The organism is Meiothermus sp. (genome assembly GCF_025060375.1).
In the GTDB taxonomy this organism is placed as follows: Bacteria; Deinococcota; Deinococci; order Deinococcales; family Thermaceae; genus Meiothermus.
In genome coordinates this window covers 1-6245 of record NZ_JANXCG010000072.1, presented here as the reverse complement: position 1 = coordinate 6245, position 6245 = coordinate 1, and the positions used below count along the sequence as shown (strand labels likewise).

8 protein-coding genes are annotated in these 6245 nt (G+C 70.5%); 7 read left to right on the top strand and 1 reads right to left on the bottom strand.

The features are described from left to right. The 7 genes from NZ849_RS08985 to NZ849_RS08955 all read left to right on the top strand — a co-directional run. Window positions 1-1242, top strand: a 1242-nt coding sequence (locus NZ849_RS08985) for an ABC transporter substrate-binding protein (RefSeq protein WP_295406287.1), incomplete at its 5' end; no start/stop codon positions are given. After that, the gene (locus NZ849_RS08980; RefSeq protein WP_295406285.1) at window positions 1230-2144 is read left to right on the top strand and encodes a carbohydrate ABC transporter permease; all 915 of its coding nucleotides are present in this window, start codon (window positions 1230-1232) and stop codon (window positions 2142-2144) included. The genes NZ849_RS08985 and NZ849_RS08980, both read left to right, overlap by 13 nt. Then, window positions 2137-2949, top strand: a complete 813-nt coding sequence (locus NZ849_RS08975) for a carbohydrate ABC transporter permease (RefSeq protein WP_295406283.1) — start codon at window positions 2137-2139, stop codon at window positions 2947-2949. The genes NZ849_RS08980 and NZ849_RS08975 overlap by 8 nt, the downstream gene beginning before the upstream one ends. A 2-nt stretch (window positions 2950-2951) precedes the next feature. Continuing rightward, the gene (locus tag NZ849_RS08970; protein ID WP_295406288.1) at window positions 2952-3737 is read left to right on the top strand and encodes a TIGR00282 family metallophosphoesterase; all 786 of its coding nucleotides are present in this window, start codon (window positions 2952-2954) and stop codon (window positions 3735-3737) included. After that, window positions 3734-4423 carry a hypothetical protein gene (locus tag NZ849_RS08965; protein WP_295406281.1) on the top strand — a complete coding sequence of 230 codons (690 nt, stop codon included), beginning with the start codon at window positions 3734-3736 and terminating at the stop codon, window positions 4421-4423. Before NZ849_RS08970 ends, NZ849_RS08965 begins: the two co-directional genes overlap by 4 nt. Window positions 4424-4427: 4 nt before the next feature. Further along, window positions 4428-4775: a hypothetical protein gene (locus tag NZ849_RS08960; RefSeq protein WP_295406279.1), complete on the top strand. Its 348-nt coding sequence runs from the start codon at window positions 4428-4430 to the stop codon at window positions 4773-4775. Between the two features lie 164 nt (window positions 4776-4939). Further along, window positions 4940-5176, top strand: a complete 237-nt coding sequence (locus NZ849_RS08955) for a hypothetical protein (RefSeq protein WP_295406278.1) — start codon at window positions 4940-4942, stop codon at window positions 5174-5176. A gap of 216 nt (window positions 5177-5392) precedes the next feature. Here the strand turns inward: NZ849_RS08955 and nikC are convergent, their stop codons facing one another. Continuing rightward, a complete protein-coding gene (nikC, locus tag NZ849_RS08950; protein WP_295406276.1) occupies window positions 5393-6217 on the bottom strand; it encodes a nickel transporter permease in 825 nt (274 codons plus the stop codon). Window positions 6218-6245 lie beyond the last annotated feature (28 nt).

Below are 6245 nucleotides of genomic sequence, written 5' to 3'. Positions count from 1 at the left end.
TTCGGCCTGGCCTGGGCCCAGGGGCCCATCACCCTGCAGTACTGGCACATCAACACGGAGGCCTTCGGCCTGCCGGCGCTGCGTGAGCTCATCCGCGTCTTCGAGCAGCGCAACCCCGGCATCAAGGTAGAGGAGCGGTTCCACGCCAACGCCTACACCGGCCTGCTGCAGAACCTGCAGGCCGCCCTGGCGGCTGGGAACCCGCCCGATGTGGCCCAGATCGGCTACCTCTACACCCGCTACACCGCGGCCAACTTCCCCTACACCCCCATCAGCGAGCTGGCCAGGCGCTATGGCGGGGAGCGCCACCTGCGCCGCTTCGCCCCTAACGTGCTGGCCTTAGGCCAGGTGGACGGGGTGCAGGTGGGCATGCCCTACTCCCTCTCCAACATCGTGGCCTACTACAACGCCGACCTCTTCCGCCGGGCCGGCCTCGACCCCGACCGGCCCCCCAGCACCTGGGAGGGCTGGCGGCGGGCCGCCCAGCAGATCAAGGCCCGCACCGGCAAGGCCGGGCTCTACCTGATCCTGCTGGACGACAACTGGGCCATCGAAGCCCTCTTCCGCTCCAACGGGGCCAGCCTCCTGCGCTGCGAGGGGGGCTTCTACCGCACCGGCATCGACAGCAAGGAGGCCGTCGAGGCGCTCGCCCTCTGGGCCGGGCTGGTGAAGGATGGGCTCGCCCTCGGGGTGCTCCTGCAGCAGGGGGAGCAGGCCTTCCTGGCCGGCGAGACCGCGGCCTTCATGACCACCATCGCCCGCCGGGCCGGGCTGCAGCAGCAGACCCAGGGCCGCTTCGAGCTGCGGGCGGCCCGCTTCCCCACCTTCGGCGGGAAGAAGCCCGGGCTGCCGAGCGGGGGGAATGTGCTCATGGTCTTCAGCCGCGATCCCAAAAAGCAGGAGGCCGCCTGGAGGTTCATCGAGTTCCTCACCTCCCCGGAGGGCTTCACCATCTGGACCAAGGGCACCGGCTATGTGCCCCTCCTGCCCGAGGTCAGCCGCGACCCCCGCTACCTCAAGGACTTCATGGAGCAGAACCCCATCCAGCGCATAGCGGTGGAGCAGCTCCCCTTCACCGCCCCCTGGACCAGCTTCCCCGGGGCCAACGGGCTCGCCGCCAGCCAGGCCCTCTTCCGCGCGGTGCAGCGCGCCCTGGCTGGGCAGGCCGCGCCCGAGGCAGCCCTGAAGGAGGCGGCCCAGGAGATTAACCGGCTCATCGGGAGCGAGCGGTGCAGCGGGTAGAGGCCTACCCGCACCGGGCCAAGGCCCCGCCCCGGGTGGCCTGGGAGCCCTACCTCCTGCTGGCCCCGGGGCTTCTCTTCCTGCTGGTCTTCGTCTACTGGCCGCTTGTCTACAACCTCTGGCTGAGCCTGTTCGAGTGGAACCTGGTAAGCCCCCAGGCCCGCTTCGTGGGGCTGGGGAACTACCAAGCCCTGCTCCAGGACCCCCTCCTGGGCCAGCTCCTGCGGCAGAGCCTGCTCTACCTGGCCCTGGCTGCGCTGGGCAACTTCCTGCTGCCCCTGGCCTTGGCCCTCCTCACCCTGCAGGTGGGGGGGCGCTGGGCTGAGCTCTACCAGAGCCTGCTCTTCACCCCCACCGTGGTGGCCGTCTCGATTGCGGCTCTGGTCTGGCTCTACCTCTACCTTCCTGCAGCGGGGCCGCTGGCTAAGGCCTTTGCCGCGCTAGGCCTGCCGGCCCCGGGCTTCCTGGCCGACCCCCAGCTGGCCCTTTACGCGGTGAGCCTGGTGGCCAACTGGAAGTTCCTGGGCTTCCACTACCTGATCGCCCTGGCCGGCCTCAAGGCGCTGCCCAAGGAGGTGCTCGAGGCGGCCCGGGTGGATGGGGCGGTGGGCTGGGCCTTTCTCTCCCGGGTGCTCCTGCCCCTTCTGGCCCCCACCCTGGTCTTCCTGTTCCTGAGTGCCCTGGCCAGCGCGCTGGACTACGCCTTCGTCCCGGTGGACGTGATGACCCAGGGTGGGCCCTTCGGCCAGAGCAGCAACCTGATGTATGCCGTCTACCAGGAGGCCTTCCGCTACTTCCGCGCCGGCATGGCCGCGGCCCTGGCGGTGCTCCTGACCCTGGGGATGGCCGCCCTTATAGTGGGGCAGCTCCGCCTGCTGGAGCGGCGGGGGGTCTATGGCTAGGAGGCTCCTGCCCCACCTCTTGCTCTGGCTGGCGATAGGGCTCTGCTTCCTGCCGCTGCTGTACCAGCTGGGCCTGAGCCTGGTACCCCCCGAGCGGCTCTTCGCCTCCCCCTGGCCCTTCAGCCTGCCCATCACGCTGGAGAACTACCGGGTGGTGCTGGAGAAGCTGCCCCTGGCACGCTACGCCTTCAACAGCCTGGTCTTCGCCCTGGGGAGCACCCTGGGGCAGCTCGTGTTGGGCCTGCTCGCGGCCTACGCCTTCGCCTTCCGCCGCTTCGCCCTCGCCGAGCTGCTCTTCGCCCTCTTCGTGGCCAGCATGCTGGTGCCCTTCGTGGTGACCTACCTGCCGAGCTACCTGCTGCTGGCCCGGCTAGAGCTGCTCAACACCCACCTGGGCCTGATCCTGCCCATGCTCACCGCGGGCTACGCGACCTTCCTGCTGCGGCAGCGCTTCCTGAGCTTCCCCAAGGAGATCCTCGAGGCCGCCCTGGTGGACGGGGCCAGCACCCTCCAGATCCTCTGGCGGGTGCTGGTGCCGGCCAACCAGGCCACCCTGGTGGCCCTCTCCATCACCCTGTTCATCGGGGCCTGGAACCAGTTCGTCTGGCCCATGCTGGTGGCCAGCCGGCCCGAGATGTACGTGCTCACGGTGGCCGTGCAGCGCTTCGCCGGGGGCGAGGGAGCCAACGCCTGGGGGCCCTTGATGGCGGCCTCGGTGCTGGCTACCCTGCCCGCGCTGCTCCTCTTCCTGGCCTTCCGCAAGCGGATCCTGGAGACCTTGCTCGAGGGAGGTGTGCGGCTTTGAAGGTGCTCTTCTTCGGCGATGTGGTAGGAGAGCCGGGGCTCGCGGCGCTGGAACGGGAGCTCCCCAGGCTCAAGGCCCTCCACCGGCCCGACTTCGTGATCGCGAACGGGGAGAACCTGGACCTCACGGTGCCCGGGCTGGGCCGGGCGGGGATGTCCCTGGAGAGCCTGGAGCGCCTGCTGGCCCTGGGGGTGGATGCGGTGACCGGGGGGAACCACTCCTTCGACCCGCCCGATATGGAGGCGGTGCTGGCCCACCCGAGGGTGCTCCGGCCGCTCAACTACAGCCCCCACGCCCCGGGCCGGGGGGCCCTACTCCTGGAGAAGGGGGGCCAGCGGCTGCTGGTGGTGAACCTGGCGGGCCGCTCGGCCCTGCCCCTGGCCGACTCCCCCATGGAGGCCATGGCCCAGCTCCTGGCCAAGGAGCCTGGGGGAGCCGTTCTGGTAGACTTCCACTCCGAGTCGGTCTTCGAGAAGCTGGGCTTCGCCTTCCTCTTCGACGGGCGGCTCGCCGCGGTGCTGGGCACCCACACCCACGTGCCCACCGCCGATGCCCGCATCCTGCCCCGGGGCACGGCCTACGTCTCCGATGTGGGGATGGTGGGGCCCGAAGGGGGGATGCAGGGCTACGAGCCAGGGTTCCTGGTGGAGGCCCTGCGGCTCAGGCTGCCCCCGCGCGGCCTGGAGCTGCGCTGGGCCAGCGGGGGGGTGCGGCTCAGCCATGTGCTCCTGCACATCGAGGCGGGGAAGGCGGTAGACTTGCAGCATAGCTACGAGGTGCTGCCGTGAGGACACCCCTTTGGCTCACGTGGGTCCTGCTCGCCCTAGGAATGGCCCAAAGCGAGGCGCCGGTGAGGCTGCTCGCCCTCACCAGCCGGGAGGAGGGCGGCTTCTTCAAGGTGCTAGGGGAGCTGCGGAACCCCCACCCGGAGCCCCTCTGCTTCGTGCAGGTGGACCTCCGCTACCTGGATGCGAAGGGCCAGCCCATCGAGGTGGAGCGCTTCACCGCCCGCGAGGCCGGCTGGATGCCCAGCGATGCGGTGATGGCCGAGCGGGGCGTGCTCCCCCCGGGCGAGACCACCCCCTTCCTGCGGAGCCGCGACCTGGCCAAGCTCAGGGCAAGGCCCGTGAAGATAGAGGTCAGGGCCGCGGGGCTGCGGCTGCGGAGCCTCGAGACCCGGGCCAGCATAGGGGGGTTCGTGGCCCGGAGGGAGGGCAGCTTCTTCCGCCTCACGGGCTTCTACACCGCAAGCGGTAAGCCAGCCATGAGCCCCAAGGTGGTGGCCGCCATCTACGACCAGTCCGGGGCCATCCAGAACGTGGCCTCCTTCTTCCTCACCAGCGACGGCACGCCCCGGGGCGAGCCCCTGCGCCAGGCCACGCCGGGGCAGCGGTACACCTTCAACCTCCTCCTGGCGGCCCCTGTGGGAAGCATGCGCGAGGCGCGGGCCTGGCCCTCCTGGGCCTGCGAGTGAGGCCATGGGGCGCTATCCCGTGACCCCGGACGGGCGCTACTTCGTGGCCAAGGGCCGGCTCTGGCGCTGCACCAACCCGGCGTTGCCGGAGGCGGAGCGCAGCCACTGGGTGCGGGAACTCATGCGCGCCCGGCGGGCAGTCTGGGAGGCCCAGCGCAGGGGGGATGAGGCACAGCTGCGGCAGGCCCGCGCGGCGGTGGACCGGGCCAAGCGGGCCTTAGGGGAACGGGGCACCCCCTGGTGGGGGGAGGGGGAGGACTACACGGGGATGCGGGTAGAGCACACCCCCTACCGCGACTGGTGGCTATCCCGGGAGCAGGGCGCGGAGCCCTACGGAGACGGTGGAGCTTAGCTGGGGCACACCGGTGCTCCGGGCTGTATCCTTACCCCGAGGGCCCCGTACAGGGGAGGCTCTCCGAGTGCATTGAGGCGCTGGAGGAAGCCCCTGCGGAAGGCCCCTCCATTCTCCCAGGCCTTTTGCAGCTCCACGTCCACGGCGGGGAAGGGTCTTAGGTCGTGGCCGGACCCCGGTCCCCGGAGGACCCCTTCCTCCCCCCCAGCGCCTTGGGCTTCACCCACCTCCACAACGCCATAACCCCCCTGCACCACCGGGAGCCCGGGACCGTGGGCCTGGCCCTGGAGCGGGGGAGGTGGGCCGGGCTCATCCCCGACAGGCCCTATGTGCACCCTGCGGCCCTTAGGGCCATCCCCAGCCTCCCCTTCGTCAGCAACGCGGTGGCCGCGGTGGGCTGACGGGGCTGCCCCCCGGGGGCCCACCGAGCGGAGAGGCGCGGGGGGTGTGGCTGGGCGGTGCCCCTGGATGGGGCGGCAAGTTGGCTTTCAGCCCTCCCCGCCCGCTACCTGGGCCTTTCGGACCGGGGGAGATCGCCCCCGGCAAGCGGGCCGACCTGGTGGTGCTGAACGAGGACCTCGGGGTAGCGGCCTTCTAACTGGGGGCAGACGGGTGGCCTAGCGCCCCCTGGGGTCCAGCACGTCCCTGAGGCCATCCCCCAAGAGGTTGAAGGCCAGGACGGTAAGGAGGATGCCCAAGGCGGGGGCGGTGGCCGCCCAGGGCGCCTCGGCCATGTAGTTTCGGGTCTCTGCCACCATGGCCCCCCACTCTGGGGTAGGCGGCTGGGCCCCGAAGCCGATGAAGGAAAGCCCCGCCGCGGTGAGGATGGCCGCCCCCACCTCGTAGCTGGCCTGGACCAGGACGGGGGTCAGGGCGTTGGGCAGGAGGTGGCGGAGGAGGATCCGCTCCTGGCCCGCCCCCAGGGCCCTGGCCGCCTCCACAAACTCCCGCTCCCGCAAGGCCAGCACCTGGGCCCGCACCAGCCGGGCGTAGATGGGCCAGGTGACCAGGGCTACGGCCAGGACAGTATTCACCAGGCTGGGCCCCAGGGCAGCGGCGATGGCCATGGCCAGGATCAGGGAAGGGAAGGCGAAAAAGACATCGGTAAGGCGCATGAGGAGGCTGTCCCAGCGCCCCCCGAGCCCCCCTGCCAGGAGGCCCACCGCCGTGCCCAGGAGGGAGGCCAAGAGGACCACGCCGAAGCCCACCCCCAGGCTGATGCGGGCCCCGTGGACCACGCGGGCCCAGACATCCCGGCCCAGCTGATCGGTGCCCAAGGGATGCTCAGGGGAAGGAGGCCTGAGGCGCTGGAGGAGGTTCTGCTCCAATGGATCCCTGGCAAAAAGGGGCCCAAGAAGGGCCAAGAGGACCAGGCCAAGAAGGAGGAAGAGGCCCAAAAGGGCCCCTGGATTGCGAAGGAAACGCCGCAAGATCTTAGGCATAGCGGATCCTCGGGTCCAGGAGAGCGTA

Excerpts from the sequence above, each read along its gene's own strand:
- nikC (WP_295406276.1), bottom strand. The coding sequence starts at position 6,217 with ATGCCTAAGATCTTGCGGCGTTTCCTTCGCAATCCAGGGGCCCTTTTG.
- NZ849_RS08975 (WP_295406283.1), top strand. The coding sequence starts at position 2,137 with ATGGCTAGGAGGCTCCTGCCCCACCTCTTGCTCTGGCTGGCGATAGGG.
- NZ849_RS08960 (WP_295406279.1), top strand. The coding sequence starts at position 4,428 with ATGGGGCGCTATCCCGTGACCCCGGACGGGCGCTACTTCGTGGCCAAG.